A 20,058-nucleotide genomic window follows, 5' to 3' on the forward strand; every position below is an offset into this window, starting at 1 on the left:
CCGCCGCACCAGGCGAGGAGAGGAGCAGTTCGTGGCGTTGACCACGGCGCCCGACCCGACCCGACGCGGCTCCGGAACCGACCGGGCCCACACCGACAGGCGTGGGCCCGGCCGCCTCCGGCACAGCGAAGGTCTGGCGGGGTACGTCTTCCTGTCGCCGTGGCTCATCGGGCTGATGGGTGTCACGGCGGTCCCCATGCTGTTGTCGCTCTACCTGAGCTTCACCAACTACGACATCCTCACCCCGTTCTCCGAGGTGCAGTGGGTGGGGCTGGCCAACTACGAGCGGATGTTCACCGCCGACCCGTCGTACTGGCACGCGGTGCGGGTGACACTGACCTTCGCGCTGATCGCCGTGCCGTTGAAGCTCGCCGCCGCCCTCGGCGTGGCTCTGCTGCTCAACCGCGCCTGGCGCGGCGTCGGGCTGTTCCGAGGGCTGTTCTACCTGCCGTCGCTGCTCGGCGGCAGCGTCGCGCTGGCCATCGTCTGGGTCAACATGTTCAACCGCGACGGCGCGTTCAACTCGTTGTTGAGCCTCTTCGGCATCACCGGCAAGCCGTGGGTCAACGACCCGGACTGGGCCCTGGAGACGTTGATGGTGCTGGCCATCTGGCAGTTCGGCGCGCCGATGGTGATCTTCCTGGCCGGGCTCAAGCAGGTGCCCACCGAACTCTACGAGGCCGCCTCGGTCGACGGGGCCGGCCGGTTCCGCCAGTTCCGCAACGTCACACTGCCGATGCTCTCCCCGGTCATCTTCTTCAACCTGGTGCTGGAGACCATCAACGGGTTCCAGGGCTTCACCGCCGCGTTCGTGCTCAGCAACGGCACCGGCGGCCCGGTCGACTCCACCCTGATGTACACGCTGAACCTCTACATCACCGGCTTCACCGAGCTCGACATGGGTTACGCCTCGGCGATGGCCTGGGTGTTCCTGCTCGCCATCGCGGTGATCACCGCGGTCTTCTTCAGCACCGGACGGTTCTGGGTGCACTACTCCGACGGGGAGGACCGGTGATGGCGACCCCGACGGTCGTAGCGCCACCGAGCCCACGCCGACGCCCCGGCGGTCGGCCCGTGCTGCGGCTGCTGATCCTGGTGGCGATCGTCGCCGTGGTGCTCTACCCGTTGATCTGGATGATCGGCACCTCGGTGAAGTCCCAGGAGGAGATCGTCAACAACCTCGGGCTGCTGCCGGAGCGGTTCACCCCGGGCAACTACACCGCCGGGTGGTCCAACTTCGACGTCAGCTTCGGCCGGTTCTTCCTCAACAGCGCGATGGTCAGCCTGCTCACCGTGGTCGGCAACGGGCTCTCCTGCCTGCTGGCCGCGTACGCCTTCGCCCGGCTGCGGTTCCGGCTGCGCGGCATGTGGTTCGCCGTCATGATCGGCACGCTGCTGCTGCCCCAGCACGTCCTGATCGTGCCGCAGTACATCCTCTTCCGGACGCTCGGGCTGGTCGGCGGCGACTGGCCCTACCTGCCGCTGCTCATCCCGCAGTTCCTGGCCACCGAGGCGTTCTTCGTCTTCCTGATGGTGCAGTTCATGCGCGGTGTGCCGCGTGAGCTGGACGAGGCGGCCCGGATCGACGGCGCCGGCCCGTTCGGCATCTTCCGGCACATCATCCTGCCGCTGAGCCGCCCGGCGCTGGTCACCACGGCGATCTTCTCGTTCATCTGGACCTGGAACGACTTCTTCCGACAACTGGTCTTCCTGTCCCAACTGGAGGACTACACGGTGCCGGTCGCGCTGACCCTGTTCATCGACTCGACCAGCCAGAGCGCGGTCGGGCCGATGTTCGCCATGTCGGTGCTGTCGTTGCTGCCGGTCTTCCTGTTCTTCGTCGCCTTCCAGCGGATGCTCGTCGAGGGGATCAACACCAGTGGCATCAAGGGCTGAACCGGCGTCAAGGGCCGAATCTGTCGACGCCGCCGGACGGCGGGACTGGCGCGACGTTCTCCGCGACGCCGCCGACCTGGCGCTGCTCGGCATCCTGCTGACCCTCGCCGCGCTGCCGTTGCTCACCGTCGCCGCGGCGGTGGGCACGGCCAGCGCGGCAGTGCACGACTGGACGCGTACCGGCAGTTGGCCGTCCGCGCGGACGACAGTGCGCCGCTTCGGCCGTGCGGTGCCGCCCGGGGTGCCGGTCAGCCTGCTCGCGCTCGCCGTGGCCGGGTTGCTCGCCGCCGACCTGGCGGCGCTGGCCACCGGCCGGGTGCCCGGCGGCCCGGTGGCGCTGCTGGTGACGGCGCTGGTCACGGCCGGCCTGGCCGGGTACGCCGGGCTGGCCGTCGTCGAGGTGGGCGGGGGCGGCCGGTGGCGGGAGGCAGCCCGCTCGGCGGCGCGGGCCTGCCTCGACGCACCCACCCGCTGGGCCGCCCTCACCGGGGTCGTCGCGCTCGCCGGGCTGCTCGCCGTCCTGGTGACCCCGGTCGCGGTGCCGATCCTCGCCGGATACACGCTGGCCGCCCTGCACGCCGTCGCCAACCGCCAGCCGATCGCCGCGGCCGTCACCTCCGGGCGGGGAGGCCACGCAGGCGGCCGCCGGTCGGTGCCGACCTACCCGGAGTCGCCGTGAGCGGGGCACCGGAGCCGGTGCGGATGCTGGTCGGCGGGACCGAGGTGGCGCGGTACGTCATCGACCCGAAGCTGGACGCGCGGCACGGCCCCCGACCGTACCTGCATCCGGTACGCACCCTCGGCGGCACTGTCGTCACCGACGCGCTGCCCGCCGACCACGTGTGGCACCTCGGCGCGTCCCTGGCGGTGCAGGACGTCAACGGCAGCAACCTCTGGGGCGGGCGCACCTACGTGCGCGACGTCGGCTACACCTGGCGTGACGATCATGGCGTCATCGCCCACACCGGGGAGGTCGAGCGGTCCCCGGGCGGGTACGTCCACGACCTCCAGTGGCGCGACCGCGCCGGTGGGGTCCTGTTGACCGAGCGTCGGTGGCTCGCCGCGTCGGCGCTGACACCGGACGTCTGGCGGCTCGACCTGGAGACCGTGCTCGTGGCACCGGACGACCGGGAGGTGCGTCTGGGTAGCCCGGCCACCAACGGACGCCCGGGCGGGGCCGGCTACGGCGGATTCTTCTGGCGGGCCGTCGCCGACGGCGAGCCGGAGGTGTTCACCGCCGACGCCGCCGGGGAGGAGACGGTCAACGGCAGCGCGGCACCGTGGCTCGCGCTGACCGGCGTCGGGTCGGACGGCGGGGCGTACACCCTTGTCTTCGGGGGTCTTGGTCGGGGCGACAGGTGGTTCGTGCGGACCGGGATGTATCCGGGGGTCTGTGTGGCGTTCGCGTTCGACAGTCCGGCGGTGCTGCCGGTCGGTGGGAGCCGGCACGGCCGGTACCGGGTGTGGGTGGCGGACGGGGCCCTCGACCGGGCCGCCGTCGCCGCCCTGGCTCGCTCAGGTTGACCATGAAGTTATCGCCACGACACGCCGACCGATGTGGCGATAACTTCATGATCAACGGGGCGAGGAGCGGGTCGGGAGTGCGGCGGTGACCCGGATGGCCTTGACTATCGCCGGGATCGAGCCGATCAGCAGCACGAGCCCCCAGATGATCGCGATGATCGCGAAGACCAGCGCCGCCACGTCGTCGACGATGCTGACCAGGATCACCGGCACCAGGTTGTGCAGGAACTCCAGCACGACGGTGCACAGCAGGGTGGTCAGGATCAGCAGGACGAGGCCCTTGTTCTGCAGGAACCGGGGCTGGGCCAGCACCAGCAGCCCGGCCCACACGAGCTTGAGCAGCAGCACCAGCCCGAGCAGCACCGCCGCGTCGCCGACCGGGAAGAACCCCCACAGGGCCAGGTACGCCAGTGTGCCGAACGGGACGGCCAGGAACAGCGACACCATGATCATTAGTTCGACGAACGCGATGAGCAGCGCGATCAGCCCCACGATGATCAGGATGATCGAGAAGATCAGGCTGGCGACGCCCTGCACCCGGCCCTGGATCCGCTCCGGCAGCAGCAGACCCAGGCAGAACAGCCCGGTGCTCCAGACCGCCACCGCGTCGATCAACGCCAGGTAGCCGGTGCCCCGGCCGGACGGCTCGCTGACCCCGGACACGTCGTCGATCTGGACGTCCAACGCTCCGGCGCTGTCCGCGAGCGCTGCCCCGGCGTCGCCGCCGCCGATCAGCAGCCCGGCGCCCAACTCCACCCCGATCGCCAGGACGATGGCGAGCATGGCCAGCAGCAGGAACGGTTTACGCAGGTCACCCACGTCAAAACCCTCCACTCAGCTCAGGACGTCGCCACGATGACGGTGCAGGAACCGAGGCCGGGACAGCGCACGCCGACCACTGTGGCCTCGTCGACGGCCACCTTCGCCACGGCTCCGGTGCCGTCGGCGGCCGGTTCGACCTCGTCACGGATGGTCAGGTCGGCGTCGCCCGGGGCGGGCGCGGTGACCGTGAACCGCGCCGCGCTGCGCAGCACCAGGGTGCGTAACCCACCGGGGTCGGCGACCCGCAGCTCACAACTACCCGAGAAGACCAGCCGGCCGGGCTCCTCGAAGCAGTCGGCGCTGACCGTGCCCGGGTCCACAGCGGCGCGCTCACCGCCCAGCGCCCCCAACCGGTCGACCAGCCCGTGCCGCGCGCCCGGGTCACCCCGGTCGTCGCGCCCCGCCCCGATCGCGACCACGAACAGCGCCACCAGCAGGACGGCCAGCACGCCCAGCAGCGCCTTCTGCCGGCCGCTCATCGCGCGGCGGCCGGTGACACGACCTCGCTGAACCGGAGCACGTCGACGCCGGCGAAGTAGCGGTTGGTGCCCTGCGTCTTGCCGACCACCAGCAGGGAGACCTGGTGCGCGCCCCTGGTGAGCTGGACCGTGCCGACGTCCAGGAACTCCGTCTTCTGCACCGTCGGCGTGAACCCGAGGAACGTGCCACCGACCTGGTTGCCGTCGATGACGAAGACGGTGTTGGCGTAGTCGAACGAGGTGGTGCGCACCGCGGCGAACCGCCAGGTGCCGTCGGCCGGGATCTGCACCGTCATCGTCACCTTGTCGCCGATGGCCAGACCCTGGAAGAACAGTTGTTCGTCGCCGGACCAGGTCACCCCACAGCAGTTCGGCTGCGCCTCCACCGTCGCCTTGCTCTTCTTCGGCGACTCCACCGCCGCGCCGTCGACCAGGCTCTCCGCTTCGACGGTGACGACGCGGGGCTCGCCCGGGCCCGAGTCGCGGGTCAGCAGGACGACCCCCACGGTCACCACCACCAACACCAACGCCGCCGCGGCGGCGATCCACAACCAGGGGGTACGCCGCGGTGGCGCGACCGCCCGCACCTCGTAGGTGACCCGACCGCTGGAACGGGAACTCTCCTCCGGCGCGGTGTTCGCCGAGTACGCGAACCCGGTCATGTCGTACCGCCGGGGTGCGGTGCCGGCCGGCACGGCGAGTTTGACCAGGAACGACACCGAGCCCTGCCCGGGTACCACCCGCTGCGGCTCGGCCACGGTGAACCACGCCCGCTGGGAGCCGTCACCGGGGGCCACGTCGAACACGACGGTGTCCGGCGCGTTGCCCGGGTTGGAGACGGTGAACGTCAGCTCGCCGCTGTTGCGCGGGTCGAGCGTGAACTGTTCGGCGGCGGCGACGACCGCCCACTCGGTGGTCATGACGACTCCTCTTCCAGGACGATCTCGACGGTGGTCGAGGCGGGCTTCTCCGCCTCGACGATGCGGGTGATCACGGCGAGTTGACCGGCGGCGGACGCCGGCACCCGCACCACCACGTGGAACGGCTGCTCGGCGGGTTCGTCGATCGCGAAGCCCGACATTCCGGTGGCCAGCTCGAGAGCCCGGCGTATCCCGTACGGGGTGCCGCGCCACCGGGCCAGCAGCGCGGCGTTGGCCACCAGGTCACGCAGCCGGCCCACCGGCAGCGGCAGCGGGGTGTCCGGCCGGGGCGACGCCACCACGTGGTCCATCGCCACCCAGCGCGTCAACCGCACGACCAGCCCGTCCGGCGCCCGGTACGGGTCGAACAGGGCGTCCACCTCGGCGAGGATCGCCTCGTCCGGGGCGTGCAGCGCCTCCATGACGTCCAGCAGCGTCCAGAGCACGCTGCCGGGCACGCAGGCCCGCTGGTAGGCGGCGGGCAGCAGCCGTTCAATCGCCGAGCGTCGCATCCTGGCGCACCACCTCGATGTCGTGCTCGCCGGAGCAGAGCAGCCAGGTATCCGGGACGGTCACCACGTCGGCGGTGGCCTGGTTGGCGCTGGGTGTCCAGTCGACAGCTGTGGCGCTGCGGTACACGCCGCGTTCGCCGCCGGCCAGGATGAGCCGCTCCGCCGCGCCGGAGCCGCCGGCGCTCCCGCCGGTCGCCGGGCCGTTCACGGCGATGGCGTCGACCGGCACGAACCGGGTCCGGTCCCGCAGCGGCAACCCGCAGTTGACCGACACCGGCTGCCACTGCGGCTGCGTGGCCAGGGTGTCCAGCCGCAGCACCCCGCCGCTCTGCGTGGCCGCCACCGCCAGCGACCCGGCGAACGCCAGGTCCCGGCAGGTGCCGCCGATCCACCCGGACTGCGTCGACTGCCACTTCACGTCGGACTCGAACAGCCGGGTGCGATGACAGCCCTGGCCGGGCTTCTTCGGGTCCGGCTCACCGGCCCCGCTCCACAGCAGCGTGGCCGGCCCGTCGTACTGCACGGCGAGGACCCGGTTGTCCACGTTCGACAACCCGACGTGGGTGAAGCTGCCCGGCCGGCCACCGGCGGTCGACAGGTACACCCCGAAGCTCGCCTGCGCGGCCACCGCGACGCCCGGCGCGCCGCGCTCCGAGACGAACGTGCGTACCGCGTAGAACCCCCGGTCGGCGTCGGACGGGTCGACCAGGATCTGCAACGGCACCGCCCCGGGCAGCAGCGACACCTCGTACAGGCCGGTGTCGGTGGCCACCAGCAGCGCACCCGCGCCGTCGCGGTCCAGCCACGCCACGTCGGAGATCCGCGAGTCCAGGTCGGTGAGCAGGGACCACGTCTCGCCGAGGTCGGTGCTCAGGTGCACCCGGGAGCCGCCGGAGGCGCGCACCGTCACCACGGCCACCGAGCCGGGACGTGCCACGATGCCCGGCCGCACCGGCGCGGGCGCCGGCGCAACCCGGACCACCGTCTCGTCGTCGAAGCGGCCGGCCGGCTCCCACCCCGCGCCGCCGTTGCTGGAGCGGAACAGCACCGGGCCGCGCCCGGCGTACCAGGTGCGTGGCTGGTACTGGTCCACGGCCAGGGCGCGGACCGCCGCGTCGGGCGCCTCGTCGACCACGAACCGGACCGACTCGACGTAGCGCACACCCGGCTCGGCGTGCTCCAGCAACCGGTACACGTTGGACGCCCGCAGGGGCTCCCCGAACGGCCACCCGGTCGGGTTGAGCGCTGTCGGCAGCGGACTCAGCGTCTGGTGCAGCCGGTCGTGGATGCGGCTGCGGACGGCGTCCACGTCCTCCTCACGCCGGACCACCACCCGGGCCTGCACCGACACCGCCTTGAAGCGGGCCCAGGTCGCCCGGGACCGGATGCCGACCATCCGGCGTTCCTCCAGGTCCGCCTCGACGCGGTGCCGCGCCTCGGGCACCTCGTGTTCGCGCAGCACCGCGACCGGAAGCCGGCCGTTGGGGCGGGCGGTCGGCGGCACGTACGGCACCAGCACCACCTCGACCTCACCGGGCCGGGCGAAGCTGTACACCGCCGCGCGGGTGAACGCCCGCGCCCTCGCCACCGCGCCGGAGCTGGTGGCGAGCACCTCGAAGTCGCGTGCGGTCACCGCCCGCTGCTGCGCGAAGAACTCGTACGGGCCGCGTAGCAGCACCGACTCCAGCGCCTCCATCTCGCGGCCACCGGCGGCCGGCGCGGGGTTGTCCACCCTCACCCCCGGCAGGGGGTCGCGCAGGCTGGTCAGGGTGCCCGCCGCCACGTTGCCGGTGGGCCCACCACCGGAGCGGTACCAGAGCCGGACCTGCCGCCCAGCCGGCGGCACGGCCGCGACGGTGACCGGCGTCGGGGTCCCCGCCGAGGGCTGCGCGGCGGCGGGGGGTCGCAGGTCGAGGGCCGGGGCGAAGGTGACGGTGCCCGAGCAGCGGTCGACCAGGTACGCCTTGGACTGGGGGCCGAGCCCCGCGAAACTGTCCACCGGTTGCCAGATCTCGAACGTGCGGCCGTCGTGCTCGCGGGCCGCCGCGCCCAACTCCACGGTGCCGGTCGGCACCTCCACGCCGAGCAGCAGGTCCAGCGGTTCGGCGGTGTGCGCCAGTGGTGCGTGGGCGGCCCGCAGCACCTGACCCGGCTGGCCGGTCCCCACACCGAGCAGCTCCGCCTCGACCGTCTCGCAGTGGTGCATCCGTACCGTCACCGACGTCTCGTCGGCGGGCAGCATCGCCGGTTCGGTGGTGACGAACACGACCGGCCGGGGGTCCGCGCCGCGAGCCGCCGCGACCCGCAGGCCGGCCGGGATCCGGAGCGCCGCGCGGTCGGTGCCGGTGCGGGTGAACCGGACGTCCGCCCACGCGGCGGTGGGTGCGTGCCGGGCGACCCCGAGCAGGTTCAGGAACGAGACGTACGCCTTCTCCGGCAACTGGTTCAGCCGGTAGATCATGACCTCGGTCAGGTGCGCGAACGCCTCCACCAGCGCCATGCCGGGGTCGTGCGCCGACAGGTCGGTCCACGCCGGGCAGGACTGCCGGATCCGTTCCCGGGCCTCGGTGACCAGGTCGAGGAAGCCGCGATCGTCCAGGTGCGGCACGGGCAGTGTCATGAGGGTCCTCCCTGGGCGGGATCGTCGGCCGGGAGCAGGTCCACGGAGAAGACCAGCTGCCCGGGTGTGAGGCTGGTCCGCACCCGGTAGTCCAACCTGATCACCAGCCGCCACGCGTCGTCCGGATCCGGACCGGCGTCCACGTCGATCACCTCGACCCGGGGCTCCCAGCGGTTGATCGCCTGCCGGACGTAGTGGATGGCCAGGCCGGCCGTGGTGTCGTCGTTGGGCGCGAAGACCAGGCGGTGCAGCCGGGACCCGTACCCGGGTCGCATCAGCCGTTCGCCCGGCGTGGTCGACAGGAGCAGGAACAGCGCCTGGCGTACGCTCTCGTCGCCCTCGGTCATCGCCAGGCCACCCGCCGCGGTGAGCGCCAACCCGCCGGTCCGGCCAGCGTCGAAGCCGGCGCCGACGAAGCGGAAGGCCCTCACCGGTCCGCTCCCAGGAACTGCTGGCGCGGGTACCGCACTGTGTGCTTGACCAGCCCTGGCGGCGTGCCGTTGGTGAACCCGGAGAGGTGGGAGAGCACCAGCCGGTGCCCGTCGACGCGGATCCAGTCGCTGTAGCCGACCCGGACGGTCAGCGTCGTCGTACACGGCTTGATGGTCGGCCCGTAGTTCGGGCAGGCGACGATGTCGCGTCCTTCCGGGTCGTCGTCCACCAGCACGGGCACGCCGGTGACGGTCACCCACTCCCGCGAGGGCCGGTTCTCGACCCGACCGTCGTGGTCACAGGTGATCACGGAGTCACTGTGAATCCAGCGCATCAGCCGCCTCCTTCGTGGTGGGCACGGGCGAGGGAACGGGCCTGCTCCGCCGCCGTCGTCTGGTCCTCGGTCGACTCGGCGTGCAGGAAGTCCACGCTGCGGGCGCGTACCACCATGGCCCGGCCGGGTGCGGAGATCACCAGGTCGGACGCCGCGTGCAGCGTGGCCAGATCCGGCGTCAGTTCCAGGAAACTGCCGCCCTCGGTGGCGAGCCGCAGGCTGCGGTTCACGTCGTCGACGACGATCGACTGCCCGCCTGCGGTGCGCATCGTCCAGCGCCGTGCCCGCCCGTCGTCGATGCCCGCGTCGTACGGCTCGACAGCGCCGAACAGCGAACCGAGCACGATGCCCGAGGCCGGCTCGCCGCCGGGCAGCACCACCAGCACCGTGTCGTCCGGGTCGGGGAGCGCCACCAGACCCTTGCCCCGCCCCGCCCCGGGGCAGAGCACGGCGAGCCAGCCGGCGTCCAGGTCCCCGTACGCGGGCAGGGTCAGCCGGACCCGTCCCAGCCCGTCCGGGTCGGCGACGTCGGTGACCGAGCCCAGGGTGACCACCGCGCCGCCGGTCGGGGCCGGTGGGGTGACCGGTGGCACCGTGGAGAACCGGGTCAGGTGCCCGTTGGCGTCCACCGTGTGCACCACCTCGGTCAGCACGTACGTCCCGGCGACCGGGTCGGGCACACCACCCAGGTCGATCCGCCGGCCCGGTCGCAGCGCCGGGTCGCCTTCGGCCACCCCCTCGGCGGTGACCAGCGTCGCCGCCCGGGTGTCCAGGCGGGCCTGGGCCAATGCCGCCAACTCGTCGTCGCTGCGGCCGGGCTGGTCGACGGCGGTTCGTACCCCACCGGCGCCCACGTCGGCCGGGTCCGGGCGGTCGTCGGCGGGTCGACCGCAGCGCGCCTCGTCGGCCTGCTGGCTGATCACCTCGGCCCGCTGCGGGTGCCAGCCCAGCGCCACGCTCGCACCGCTGGCCTGGTCGGTGTTCGTGGACAGGCGCAGGGTGTGCACGCCCGCGCCGAGGGTCAACGCGACCGGCTCTCCGTAACCGGCGAGGGTGACCAACCGGACGCCGTCACCGTCGGCGGCCAGGTGCAGCCCGGCCCGACCGGCCACCTCCCGCAGCAACTCCAGGTCGCTGTGCCGGTGCTGCAACAGCCGTTCCACACGTGGCCCGTCGACGTCGGCGGTCACCGCCAACCCCACCTCGCCGCACAGCTCCCGGGCCACCTCGACGGCGGTGACCGCTGTGAACACCCGCAACCCCTGCCGCTTGCGCAACCGGTGCAGCGGGTCGTACGCGCGCAGCCGCAGCAGCGCGCCACCGTCGGCGGCGTAGTCGACCTCCACCGCGGTGACCTCCCCGTCGAACAGGGCATCGGCATGATCGGCCAGCCGTACGCCGAGGGTCGTGCCGGGGCGGACCGCCGGGTCGAACGCGCCGGCGCCGACGGTGGTGGCGAGAACCAGCTCCGCCTGGGTGGGCTGGTCGAGTCGTGCCGCCACGCGCAGCGAGCGGATCCGCTGACGGGCCGCGCCGGTCAGCTCGACGCCGTCGAGCAGGACGGTCAGCGCCCGGGGCGCGGCGCTCGTCACGGCGTACCCCCGGTGCCGGTGGGTGTGCTGGTCGGCGCGGGCCCGGTCGCCGCGCCCCAGGCGGCGGGGGCGGTGGCGATCGACGCTCCGACGAACGCCGCGCCGGCACCCACCGCGCCGGCGAGCGCCCGCGCGGCTGCGGTGACCGCACCCGTCGTGGCCGGGCCGCCGGTCGGCGCCGGTGGTGGGACCGCCAGGGTGGTGCCGGCCGGTACGGCGAGGGGGTCGGTGATCCGGTTGTGTTCGGCGAGGAGACGCCAGCGCAACGGCGAGCCGAGCGCGTCGTTGGCCAGCAGGTCGAAGCGCACCCCGGATCGGCCCGGCTCTGCCGCGCCGTCGCCGGCGGCGATCACCGCGCTGCCCGGCGCGGCGGTCGGCGTGGTCGCCGCGGCCAGTTCCTCTTCGAAGCCGGCCTGCGCCTGGTCGGCCGTCTCGGCGGCCCGGACCAGCTTCAGCCGCAACCAGGATCGGCGGGGCGACCCGGTGCCGGTGAACGCGTCGAACCGCTCGGCCACCGCGACGATCACGCCGGGCACGTTCCAGGTCTTGCCCCACACCAACCGCACCAGCGGAGGTCGGAGCCAGCCATGCTCCACCGCGGAGTTCTCCGCCAGCATCCACAGCGGACGGGTCAGCACCCGCACGTCGGCCGGACGGACCTGCGCCTCCACGAAGTCGACGTCGAAGAGCAGGTCGAGCACCAGCTCGGTCCGGCCGCCGCCGGTGAAGACGAGCGGGTCGTCGGCCAGCCCGGACCCGGTGAGCTGACCGCCGGCGGCACCCCGTCGGCGTACGCCGGCGAGCCGGGTCACCTGCACGGTCTCCGGGTTGAGCAGGCAGTCCACCCGAACGCCTGAGGAGTCGATGAGGAAGGCGACGCGTTCCATCAGTCGCCCGCCTGTTCCCGGTCCAGTCGACCCAGGTGGGCGGTGTCCAGCACGTCCCCGGGCACTGCCCACACCGCCCCGTCGTCCGGTAGCGCCGGCCACGGGTCGGCGGCCGCCGACCCGATCTCGGTCGGCGGGAACTCGATGCTCACCGGCCAGCGCCCGCCGACCGGGTCACGTGGGGCTGCGCCGACCGGGGCCCCGACCGTCCCCCTGTCGCTGCCCCGCCACCCGCCCTGCCGAGCAGCGTGCTGGTCGGGGCGCCGGTGGTCGGGCCGCGCCCGTTCGTCGGGCAGGGCGGGCCACGAGCCACCGACCGCGACCGCCGCCCGCCCGTCCCACCCAGCGTCGCCGGGTGCGGCGGCGAGGGCGAATCCCTGACGGCGGCTGCGCCCGGAGGGTGCGACGATCCCGCCGGGAGCGACGGGTGCGGGAGTGGGAGAGAAGGTCGCCTCGTCCCGCCCGTGGGGCGAGCCGAGCCGACCAGGCCGTGTCCGGCGTGGCTGCCCCGCGTGCCCGTCGGGTGTTTCCCCGCCGCCGGGGGTGTCGCCGGCAGGGTTGCCGATCGCGGAGCCGCCGAGTTCGCCGATCGAGCCGGCGGTCTCACCCGCGGGCCACGACGCTGCCGACCTGCCGGACGCGCTCGTGTGTGACATGTCGCCGCCATACGGCGGCGCGCTGGTGCCGTGGATGCCGGACGCGTCGGGGCTGCCGACACGCCCGGTGCCCGTCGTGCCGTGTCCGACCGGCGTCGAGGGGGAGCCTGCGGTTCCGTGAGAGCCGTCCGGTGCGGGGAGGCCAGCCGTTCCGCGAGCACCGGCCGCCGCAGGGAAGCCCCCCGTCGGGTGGAGGGAGCCTGCGGTTCCGTGGGCGCCCGCCGCTCCGAGGAGGCCGGCCGTCGCGGGGGCGCCCACGGTTTCGGGGGAACCCACTGCACCGGGGTCGGGGCCGACCCTGGTCCCGGTGCCATCCGCCGTCGCGGGGACGTCCGGTGCGCCGAAGCCGCCCCGCGCACCGGACGGCCGGCGGCGACCACCGGTCTGGGGCGAGTCGGCGCTGGCGGTGTCGCGAGTGCCGGCGGCCGGGAACCCGGCCGATCCGGCGGACGGCCGGGAACGCTCCCCGACCGATCTGCCGCCACGTTCCACGATGGACGGTTGCGTCGGCCCGTCCGGCGAGCCCGGGACCGCCCCATCGGTTCCGGTCCCGTCCGGTCGGTCGTCGCGGACCAGGGTCCGCCCGGCGTCCGCCCGGGCGGTGTCGAGGTCCAGGTCGTGCAGCAGGCCGGGGGCGTGCGTGGCCACCACGTCCAGCCAGTGCTGCGGGGGTTCCCCGAAGCGGCGTGGCGGGTCCGACGGCGGCTCCTGCCGGGGTTGCCCGACGGGCTCGACCCGCCCGGCGAGGCGCTCGACCGCCCCGGCGGCCGAGCGCAGCCGGCCGGCCAACCAGTTACGCGGGCGCTGGCGCGGTGGCACCGCCGGTCTCCAGCTCCAGGCCCTCGTAGCGCAGGGTCAACGAGGCGATGGCGATCTCGTGGCTGAGGGTGTTGAGGTGCGCGCCACGCCACCGGGTCGGCCAGGCGCCGATCAGGTTCCAGCGCAGCACCTCCGTGGAGCCGACCGAGTCGAGCAGCACCACCGAGACGTTGCGGCGGTTGAGGGTGCCCTGCGCGGTGGCGTTCACCCAGTCCCACAGCTCGCGGGAGGCGGTGAGGCCGAAGTGCAACGTCACCGGCTCGTACTCGGCCTGTCCGGGCACCATCCGCATCCGGCCCAGGCCGTGCTCGCGGTACGGCTGCCCGGGGATGTTCACCTCCAACCCGGTCATCTCCGTGAAGTGGCCGTTGGTGACGCCGTTGATGAGCAGCCGGAAGTTGTACGCCCGGTACGGGTCGACCGGCGCGCCGGGCTGCGGGGTGGCTGTGGTGGGCATGTCAGCCTCCGATCGTCTCGGTCTCGGTGCCGCCGGCCCACTGGCTCAGCTTGAACACCACGAACTCGGCGGGCTTGACGACAGCAATGCCGATGTGGGCGATCACCATGCCGGCGTCGCGTACGTCCGGCGGGTTGGTCTCCTCGTCGCACTTGACGAAGAACGCCTCCTCGGGGCTGCGCCCCAGCAGCGCGCCGTCGCGCCAGACCCGGGTGAGGAACGCCCCGATGTCGCGTCGGATCGAGCGCCACAGGGTGAAGTCGTTGGGCTCGAACACCATCCACCGGGTGCCGTTGGCGATGGCCTGTTCGATGGCGATGCTGAGCCGCCGTACGTTGAGGTAGCGCCACTCGCTGGCCTCGGCGGCGAGCGTACGGGCGCCCCAGACGCGGATGCCCTCCCCGGCGAAGTACCGGATCACGTTGACGCCCTTGGGGTTGAGCACGTCGTGTTCCGGTCGGGTGACCAGGTAGCCCAGGTCGACGGCGCCGCGTACGGGTTCGTTGGCCGGTGCCTTGTGCACGCCGCGCAAGGCGTCGGTGCGGGCCCAGATGCCCGCCAGGTGCCCGCTGGGCGGGGTGAGTTCCAACTCGCCGCTGATCGGGTCGCGGACCCGCAGCCAGGGATAGTAGAAGGCCCCGAACTCGGACTGCCGTGGCCGGTAGGCCGCGCCCTCGTGCCCGCCGGAGCCGCCCGGCTGGGCCGAGCCGCCGCCGGGACCGCCCGAGCCGCCGCCCGTACCCCCGTCGGGCTTGGGGGGTTTGCCGGAGGACGGTGTGGCGACGCGGGTCAACGCGGAGATGTCGTCGATGTCCGGCGCCGGGTCGCAGATCGCGACCATGGTGCGGGTGCGTTCGGCCATGCTGAGCAGCGCCTCGTGCGACACCGGGTCGTGGAAGCCGGGGGCGGCGATGATGGAGATCTCGTCGACGGCTTCCAGGAGTTGCAGGCCACCGCGTCGCTGCCCGGTGCCGGTGATCGCGCCGCCCTCGCCGACGTTGACGACCCAGCAGCGGGCACCCCCGTTGTCCAGGAAACCGAAGACCGCCCGGGCGAGTGGGGTGCTCTCCACCCGCTCACCGCCGGCGAAGAGCCGCAGGAACTCCGTCCAGTTGTTGACCGGCACCGCCTTGCCGAGGTGGGCGGAGCGGTCCGGGGCGACGCCGACGAACGCGGCGATGCTGGTGCTCGCCGGGCCGATCGGTCGGGCGCCGCTGGGGACCTCCTCGACATAGATGCCGGGGGAGAAGTAGCTGGGCATCGGTCCTCCTGTGCGGGTGGGCGTCAGTGGGTCGGTGGCGCGCAGACGATGACGAGGTCGGGTTCGGTGGGGTCGACGTCGGCGGTGAGGACGAGTCCGCGTCCGGTCAGTCGGAGCCGGACCGGACTCGGGTGGTCGGGGTCGTGCGGGACGCCGGCGATCACGAACCGGCCGTCGGGGTCGGTGCGGGTCGCGGATCCGGTGGCGGGAAGCTCGACCCGCATCGCGGCGAGCGGTTGGTCCTCGGGGCCGACCACCCGGCCGGCGAGGGCGCGCACCCCGATTTGCCGCAGCCGCAGCGGTTGCAGGACCGGCGGCGCGGCCGGGGTGGGGTGGTCCACCTGCGCGGGCACGTCGATCAGCAGCGCCGGGCGCGGCACCGCGCCGAACGCGGTCCAGAGTGGCGGGTCACCGGCCTCCAGGACGACCGGGTACTTGCCGTCGGTGGTCGCGGCGGTGAGCACCCGGTCCAGCCGGGTCAACCCGGCCGGACCGGTCACGCAGAGCAGATAGCGGACCGTGAACCGGTACGGTTCGCGGACCGCGCCGCTGGAGCGGGTCTGCCGGGCCGGGCGCAACTCCAGCGGCCAGAGAGTGAGGCCGGCGGCGTCGCCGTCGGTGCGGGGCGGACCGACCGGGACGGGTTCCCCCACCGCGCCGGTCAGCCAGGAGGCCAACTCGGCGGTGGCCGTCTCGATCGGGCCGCGCCCATCGGTGGTCATCGCGGCGGCGTCCCCTGGATCCGGTACGCGATGGCCTCGTTCCACACGTGCGGGTAGACGCCGATCTCGAAGTACCGGGTGAACCGGTTGATCGGGGCGTTGGTGTGGTCGTGGTACAGCAACCACACCGGGGCGATGGTGAACAGCACGTAGTTCGCCAGCACCAGCGGAATGTAGAGCGGCCCGAGCAGGCGGCCCTGGAAGATGTGCACGTCCTCGTGCCGTTGGATGCCCGAGCTGGCGCCGGCGCAGACGGTGCCGATGGTGGTGGCGTAGCGGGGGGAGACCCCCTCCACCACGCAGACCCGCCCGCTGCCGGCCGAGGTGGGCCGGTCCAGCGAGTGCCCGAAGATCAGGTGTACGGCCAGGTAGATGGCCCCGACGACAGTGTTGAGCAGGCTCCAGGTGTGGTCGACGACGAAGAGGAAGATGCCGCGCGCGTCCGGCGCGTACACCCCGGCGGAGGTCACCGCCCAGCCGAAGACCGCGCCGACCAGCAGGCCCACGACGGCGCCGATCAGCAGGCCGATCGTGCCGCCGGCGAGGAAGCCGAACAGGGCGCCGAGGATGACCTGGATCGCCGCGCTGAGAATTCCGAAGACCATGACGTCACCTCTCAGACCCAGGAGCGGACAAAACGGGGCTCGCGGTTCTGCGCGACCTGAGTTGGCGACGCCTGGGTCGCCTGCCGGTTACCGGGTGGGATCTGGTTGATGCCGAGCGCGGCGGAGAAGATGACCAGCGCGTTGAAGAACGCGATAACCCACTTCTCGCCGCCGGCCTCGTCGGCGAACGCCGCTGTCACGTAGGACAGCAGGAGCGCGATGCCGATGGCGATCCACTTGCGGGCCTTGTCGCCGCTGGGGCCGATGAGCCCGCCGATGACGTTGGTGGCCAGGAGGGTGGCGGCGCTGGCACCGGCGATGCTGCCCAGGGCTGCCCAGGTGAAGAGATCGTTCACGGCGATCCCCCTTTTCTGCGATGGTGCGACCGGGATGTGGTGGTGGTGAGGTTCGGTGCTCCCACCGGGAGCACCGGGCCGGTCGCCGTCGTAGCGGGGGCGGCCGGAGCCGGGCGCGGCCGGCGGCGCCGGCCACCAGGTGGATCAGCCGGGCCCCGGGGCGCCGGCGGGCGGGCCCGCCGGGGTCGGGCCGGGCGCAGCCGGCGCGGTGGGCTGACGGCGGCGCAGCAGGAGTACGCCCACCACGGCGAGCAGCAGCAGAAGGAGTACGCCGCCGCCGACCAGCAACCAGGGAAAGCCGCCTCCGTCGTCGCCTGCGGCGGCCGGCGAGGCGGACGGTCGAGGTGGCGCCTCGGCCACGGCCCGCAGCTCGGCCGGCTTGTCCTGGTTGGGGTCGACCTTCCAGCTCACCGAACGGCCGTTGACAGTGCCATTGCTGTCGATCACGCGACCGGGAAATGTCACCGAGATCTCGAACGACATGAGCTTGAGGAACGCCTGCTGTTGCTGCGGATTCTGCTGGGCGACCTTTCCGCCGTATTTCTTCGGATCCAGTGGCAGTGTGAAACGGTACAGATCGCCGTCCCGGACCAGCTTCACGCTCTCCGTGTCGAAACCGGCCAGCGGCGCCTTGCGGTAACTGATCTGGGAGCCGTAGAAAGTGTCGTCCTGGTAAAGGGTCTCCTCGCCGGCAGGCAGCGCGGGAATGTTCTGCCGCAGCTCCGCGAAGGCGGCCGGGACGTTCTTGTTCCGGGCGCTCAACACATTCTTCTGGGCCGTCAGCAGCAGTTGACCGTCGACTGTGTCGTCAGCGTTGACGGTGAGGCCCATGTTGAGTTGCATGCAACCGCTGAGCGCGGCGAGAAGAATGAGACACACCGCGACGCGGAGTGCCTTACCGCGGTTGACTCTCCTGTTCATGGGCTCAGTGTGTGTGATCGCTTTCACACCAGCAGTCAGCGATCGGTCACAAGACAGTCGCCGATTGTACGGGCGCGCTGTCGCCTTCGAACGAGTCCGCCTGCAGCCTCGATAAATACCCTGGAGTGTTGGGCCACCCTCGTCGAGCACGGGGCCGGCTCAGCCCACCGGAGGTCTCCAGTCCGCGTAGCGGGCCATGCTCCGCAGGGCGGCCCGGGCCGGGGTGAGCCGCAACGCGTTGTCCCGTACCGCGACGGCGATCGGGTTGCGCAGTTGCTGGCCGAAACGGCCGGCGTTGAGGGAGGCCCGGGCAACGGCCTGGCTACGTGGTCGTCGCTGCTCGTCGTACGCGGCAAGCGCGGCGGGCACCGCGGCGGCACCGGCGGCGCAGACGGCGCCCAGCACGACCGCGTCCTCGATGGCCTGCCCGGCGCCCTGCCCGAGGTTGGGTGTCATCGCGTGGGCGGCGTCGCCGAGCAGCGCGACCCGTCCCCGCACGTACGTGGGCAGCGGCACGGCCAGGTGGTGGATGTCGTTGCGCAGGACGACTCCGGGTGGGGTCGCCGCCATCAGCGCCGGGATGGGGTCGTGCCAGTCGCCGAAGCGCTCCCGCAGGGCCGCCAGTTCGTCGGGGGCGTGGCCGCCGGGTGGCGCGTTCAGCGCGGCGTACCAGTAGAGCTGGCCGTCGCCGATCGGCACCATGCCGAACTCGGCGCCCGGTCCCCAGGTGATCGCGGCCGGGACCGGGTCGGGGAACGCGATCGCCGCTCGCCAGGCCGTCGATCCCGCGTACACCGGGCCGGGGTGTCGCGGCCAGAGTTGGGCGCGGATCCGGCTGCGCAGGCCGTCGGCGCCGACCACCAGGTCGGCGCGGAGGGTGTGCGGCCCGTCGGGGCCCTGGTAGCGCACCTCGGCGTGGTCGGGGCCGGGCTCGACGTGCTCCACCGTGGCGTCGGTGTGCAGGGACGAGGCGGGCAGGGCCTCGCGCAGGGTGCGGTGCAGGGTCGCCCGGTGCACACCGAGGGCTGTGGTGCCCAACTGGCGGACCATCTCGGTGGCGTCCACCCGGGACAGCCACCGCCCGTGCCGGTCGCGGATCCCACCGGGTGCCTCGCCGTGCCCACCGTCGCGCAGGGCCGGGCCGAGGCCGAGGGCGTCCAGCCCGCGCACCGCGTTGGCCATCAGGCTCAGACCGGCGCCGACCTCGCGCAGCTCGGCGGCGCGTTCCAGCACGGTGACCCGCCAGCCGTGCCGGTGCAGGGCGAGCGCCGCGCTCAGGCCGCCGATCCCGCCGCCCACGACCACCGCGTGTGAGTCGTCCATCTCGATCCACCCTTCTACACCTGTAGAAAGCGGATACTACCTGCGGACCTCGGAAAGGGGGAGTGCCGTGACGGCCCGGACGAACCGGATCGCGCTGCTGACCGACGCGGCCATCGAACTGATCGCCGACGGTGGCATGCGAGCGCTGACCCACCGGGCGGTCGACGGCCGCGCGGGAATGCCTCCCGGCACCACCTCCGCGTACCTGCGGACCCGCCAGGCGTTGATCGAGGCCGTGGTGGGACGGCTCGCCGACCGGGACCGGGCCGACCTGGCGGCGTACGACCTGCCGACCGACCCGCCGCTCCCGACGCCGGCCCCCCGGCTCGACGGCACCGACCTCGACCTGCTCGCCGCCGGCATCGCCGAGGTGCTCGACAGGTGGTTGAGCGTCGGGCGCAGCCGGACCCTGGCCCGGTACGCCTGCCTGCTGGAGGCGGTACACCGGCCCGAGCTGCGGGGCATCCTGCACCACGGCACCGGTTCGCGGGTGCAGGCCCGGGACCTGCTGGCCCGCGCCGGGGCCACCGACCCCGACCGGCAGGGCGACCAGTTCGTCGCGTTCGTGGACGGGCTCCTGTTCGACAGGCTGGTCGGCGCGGGCGCGCTCACCGCCCCACCGCCCGGCAGCGCGGCCAGCCGCACCGACCTGAGCGCCGCAGTCCGCACGCTGCTTCGTGCCCTGACCGGAAGCTGACCCCAGCCCCGCACGGGCGCGGCCGCGCGGACGTGGCCGCGCGGACGTGGCGGGTGCGCGGGCCAGCCAGGTACGCCCGGCACGCGGCCGGGTCGCGTGGGACCGGTCAGAACATCGGCGTACTGGCGTCGGAAGGCGCGGCGTGGGGCCCGGTGAGCAGGTCTGACGCGTGCTGGGACGATCACCGTCGTGGGTCGTGGGTCGTGGGTCGTGGGTCGTGGGC

22 protein-coding genes are annotated in these 20,058 nt (G+C 73.0%); 5 read left to right on the forward strand and 17 right to left on the reverse strand.

Features of this window, described 5'->3' with window-relative positions:
• Nucleotides 1-31: 31 nt before the first annotated feature.
• The 4 genes from FHU34_RS16150 to FHU34_RS16165 are packed head-to-tail and all read left to right on the forward strand — an operon-like array spanning nt 32 to nt 3,420.
• Entirely contained in the window at nt 32-1,015 is a 984-nt protein-coding gene (locus FHU34_RS16150; RefSeq protein WP_145781320.1) for a carbohydrate ABC transporter permease, read from the forward strand.
• Nucleotides 1,015-1,896: a carbohydrate ABC transporter permease gene (locus tag FHU34_RS16155; RefSeq protein ID WP_145781322.1), complete on the forward strand. Its 882-nt coding sequence runs from the start codon at nt 1,015-1,017 to the stop codon at nt 1,894-1,896. Before FHU34_RS16150 ends, FHU34_RS16155 begins: the two co-directional genes overlap by 1 nt.
• A complete protein-coding gene (locus FHU34_RS16160) occupies nt 1,880-2,575 on the forward strand; it encodes a hypothetical protein (RefSeq protein ID WP_208745012.1) in 696 nt (231 codons plus the stop codon). Before FHU34_RS16155 ends, FHU34_RS16160 begins: the two co-directional genes overlap by 17 nt.
• Entirely contained in the window at nt 2,572-3,420 is an 849-nt protein-coding gene (locus FHU34_RS16165; protein ID WP_244311700.1) for a DUF6807 domain-containing protein, read from the forward strand. The genes FHU34_RS16160 and FHU34_RS16165 overlap by 4 nt, the downstream gene beginning before the upstream one ends.
• A 51-nt stretch (nt 3,421-3,471) precedes the next feature.
• Here FHU34_RS16165 and FHU34_RS16170 read toward each other — a convergent pair whose 3' ends face one another.
• From FHU34_RS16170 to FHU34_RS16250, 17 genes are all read right to left on the reverse strand, one after another.
• Complete coding sequence (locus FHU34_RS16170) at nt 3,472-4,239, reverse strand: hypothetical protein (protein ID WP_145781324.1); 768 nt, start codon at nt 4,237-4,239, stop codon at nt 3,472-3,474.
• A gap of 20 nt (nt 4,240-4,259) precedes the next feature.
• Nucleotides 4,260-4,721 carry a hypothetical protein gene (locus FHU34_RS16175; protein ID WP_145781326.1) on the reverse strand — a complete coding sequence of 154 codons (462 nt, stop codon included), beginning with the start codon at nt 4,719-4,721 and terminating at the stop codon, nt 4,260-4,262.
• Nucleotides 4,718-5,641 carry a carbohydrate-binding protein gene (locus FHU34_RS16180; protein WP_145781329.1) on the reverse strand — a complete coding sequence of 308 codons (924 nt, stop codon included), beginning with the start codon at nt 5,639-5,641 and terminating at the stop codon, nt 4,718-4,720. The genes FHU34_RS16175 and FHU34_RS16180 overlap by 4 nt, the downstream gene beginning before the upstream one ends.
• Nucleotides 5,638-6,153 (reverse strand): phage tail protein, encoded by a 516-nt coding sequence (locus tag FHU34_RS16185; RefSeq protein WP_145781333.1) that lies wholly within the window; start codon nt 6,151-6,153, stop codon nt 5,638-5,640. The genes FHU34_RS16180 and FHU34_RS16185 overlap by 4 nt, the downstream gene beginning before the upstream one ends.
• Nucleotides 6,134-8,773: a putative baseplate assembly protein gene (locus tag FHU34_RS16190; protein ID WP_145781337.1), complete on the reverse strand. Its 2,640-nt coding sequence runs from the start codon at nt 8,771-8,773 to the stop codon at nt 6,134-6,136. Before FHU34_RS16190 ends, FHU34_RS16185 begins: the two co-directional genes overlap by 20 nt.
• On the reverse strand, nt 8,770-9,204 hold the full coding sequence (locus FHU34_RS16195) for a GPW/gp25 family protein (protein ID WP_145781339.1): 435 nt from the start codon (nt 9,202-9,204) through the stop codon (nt 8,770-8,772). The genes FHU34_RS16190 and FHU34_RS16195 overlap by 4 nt, the downstream gene beginning before the upstream one ends.
• Entirely contained in the window at nt 9,201-9,539 is a 339-nt protein-coding gene (locus FHU34_RS16200; RefSeq protein ID WP_145781341.1) for a hypothetical protein, read from the reverse strand. Before FHU34_RS16200 ends, FHU34_RS16195 begins: the two co-directional genes overlap by 4 nt.
• Nucleotides 9,539-11,131, reverse strand: a complete 1,593-nt coding sequence (locus FHU34_RS16205; RefSeq protein ID WP_145781344.1) for a contractile injection system protein, VgrG/Pvc8 family — start codon at nt 11,129-11,131, stop codon at nt 9,539-9,541. The genes FHU34_RS16200 and FHU34_RS16205 overlap by 1 nt, the downstream gene beginning before the upstream one ends.
• Entirely contained in the window at nt 11,128-12,018 is an 891-nt protein-coding gene (locus tag FHU34_RS16210) for a CIS tube protein (RefSeq protein WP_145781347.1), read from the reverse strand. The genes FHU34_RS16205 and FHU34_RS16210 overlap by 4 nt, the downstream gene beginning before the upstream one ends.
• Nucleotides 12,018-13,493 (reverse strand): hypothetical protein, encoded by a 1,476-nt coding sequence (locus tag FHU34_RS16215; RefSeq protein ID WP_145781350.1) that lies wholly within the window; start codon nt 13,491-13,493, stop codon nt 12,018-12,020. The genes FHU34_RS16210 and FHU34_RS16215 overlap by 1 nt, the downstream gene beginning before the upstream one ends.
• Entirely contained in the window at nt 13,468-13,950 is a 483-nt protein-coding gene (locus tag FHU34_RS16220) for a phage tail protein (protein ID WP_145781353.1), read from the reverse strand. Before FHU34_RS16220 ends, FHU34_RS16215 begins: the two co-directional genes overlap by 26 nt.
• A gap of 1 nt (nt 13,951) precedes the next feature.
• Nucleotides 13,952-15,211, reverse strand: a complete 1,260-nt coding sequence (locus FHU34_RS16225; protein WP_145781356.1) for a phage tail sheath family protein — start codon at nt 15,209-15,211, stop codon at nt 13,952-13,954.
• Nucleotides 15,212-15,234: 23 nt separating this feature from the next.
• A complete protein-coding gene (locus FHU34_RS16230; RefSeq protein WP_145781359.1) occupies nt 15,235-15,933 on the reverse strand; it encodes a carboxypeptidase regulatory-like domain-containing protein in 699 nt (232 codons plus the stop codon).
• Nucleotides 15,930-16,538 (reverse strand): glycine zipper family protein, encoded by a 609-nt coding sequence (locus FHU34_RS16235; RefSeq protein WP_145781361.1) that lies wholly within the window; start codon nt 16,536-16,538, stop codon nt 15,930-15,932. The genes FHU34_RS16230 and FHU34_RS16235 overlap by 4 nt, the downstream gene beginning before the upstream one ends.
• An 11-nt stretch (nt 16,539-16,549) precedes the next feature.
• Entirely contained in the window at nt 16,550-16,894 is a 345-nt protein-coding gene (locus FHU34_RS16240; protein ID WP_145781364.1) for a hypothetical protein, read from the reverse strand.
• A gap of 144 nt (nt 16,895-17,038) precedes the next feature.
• Nucleotides 17,039-17,815, reverse strand: coding sequence for an LppM family (lipo)protein (locus tag FHU34_RS16245; protein ID WP_145781367.1), 777 nt, complete (start codon nt 17,813-17,815; stop codon nt 17,039-17,041).
• A 159-nt stretch (nt 17,816-17,974) separates the two neighbouring features.
• Complete coding sequence (locus FHU34_RS16250; protein ID WP_145781369.1) at nt 17,975-19,138, reverse strand: FAD-dependent oxidoreductase; 1,164 nt, start codon at nt 19,136-19,138, stop codon at nt 17,975-17,977.
• Nucleotides 19,139-19,205: 67 nt separating this feature from the next.
• Here FHU34_RS16250 and FHU34_RS16255 point away from each other — a divergent pair, with 67 nt between their 5' ends.
• On the forward strand, nt 19,206-19,835 hold the full coding sequence (locus tag FHU34_RS16255) for a TetR/AcrR family transcriptional regulator (RefSeq protein WP_145781372.1): 630 nt from the start codon (nt 19,206-19,208) through the stop codon (nt 19,833-19,835).
• The last annotated feature ends 223 nt before the right edge of the window (nt 19,836-20,058 follow it).

The organism is Micromonospora taraxaci, assembly GCF_007830095.1.
GTDB classification, from domain to species: Bacteria; Actinomycetota; Actinomycetes; order Mycobacteriales; family Micromonosporaceae; genus Micromonospora; species Micromonospora taraxaci.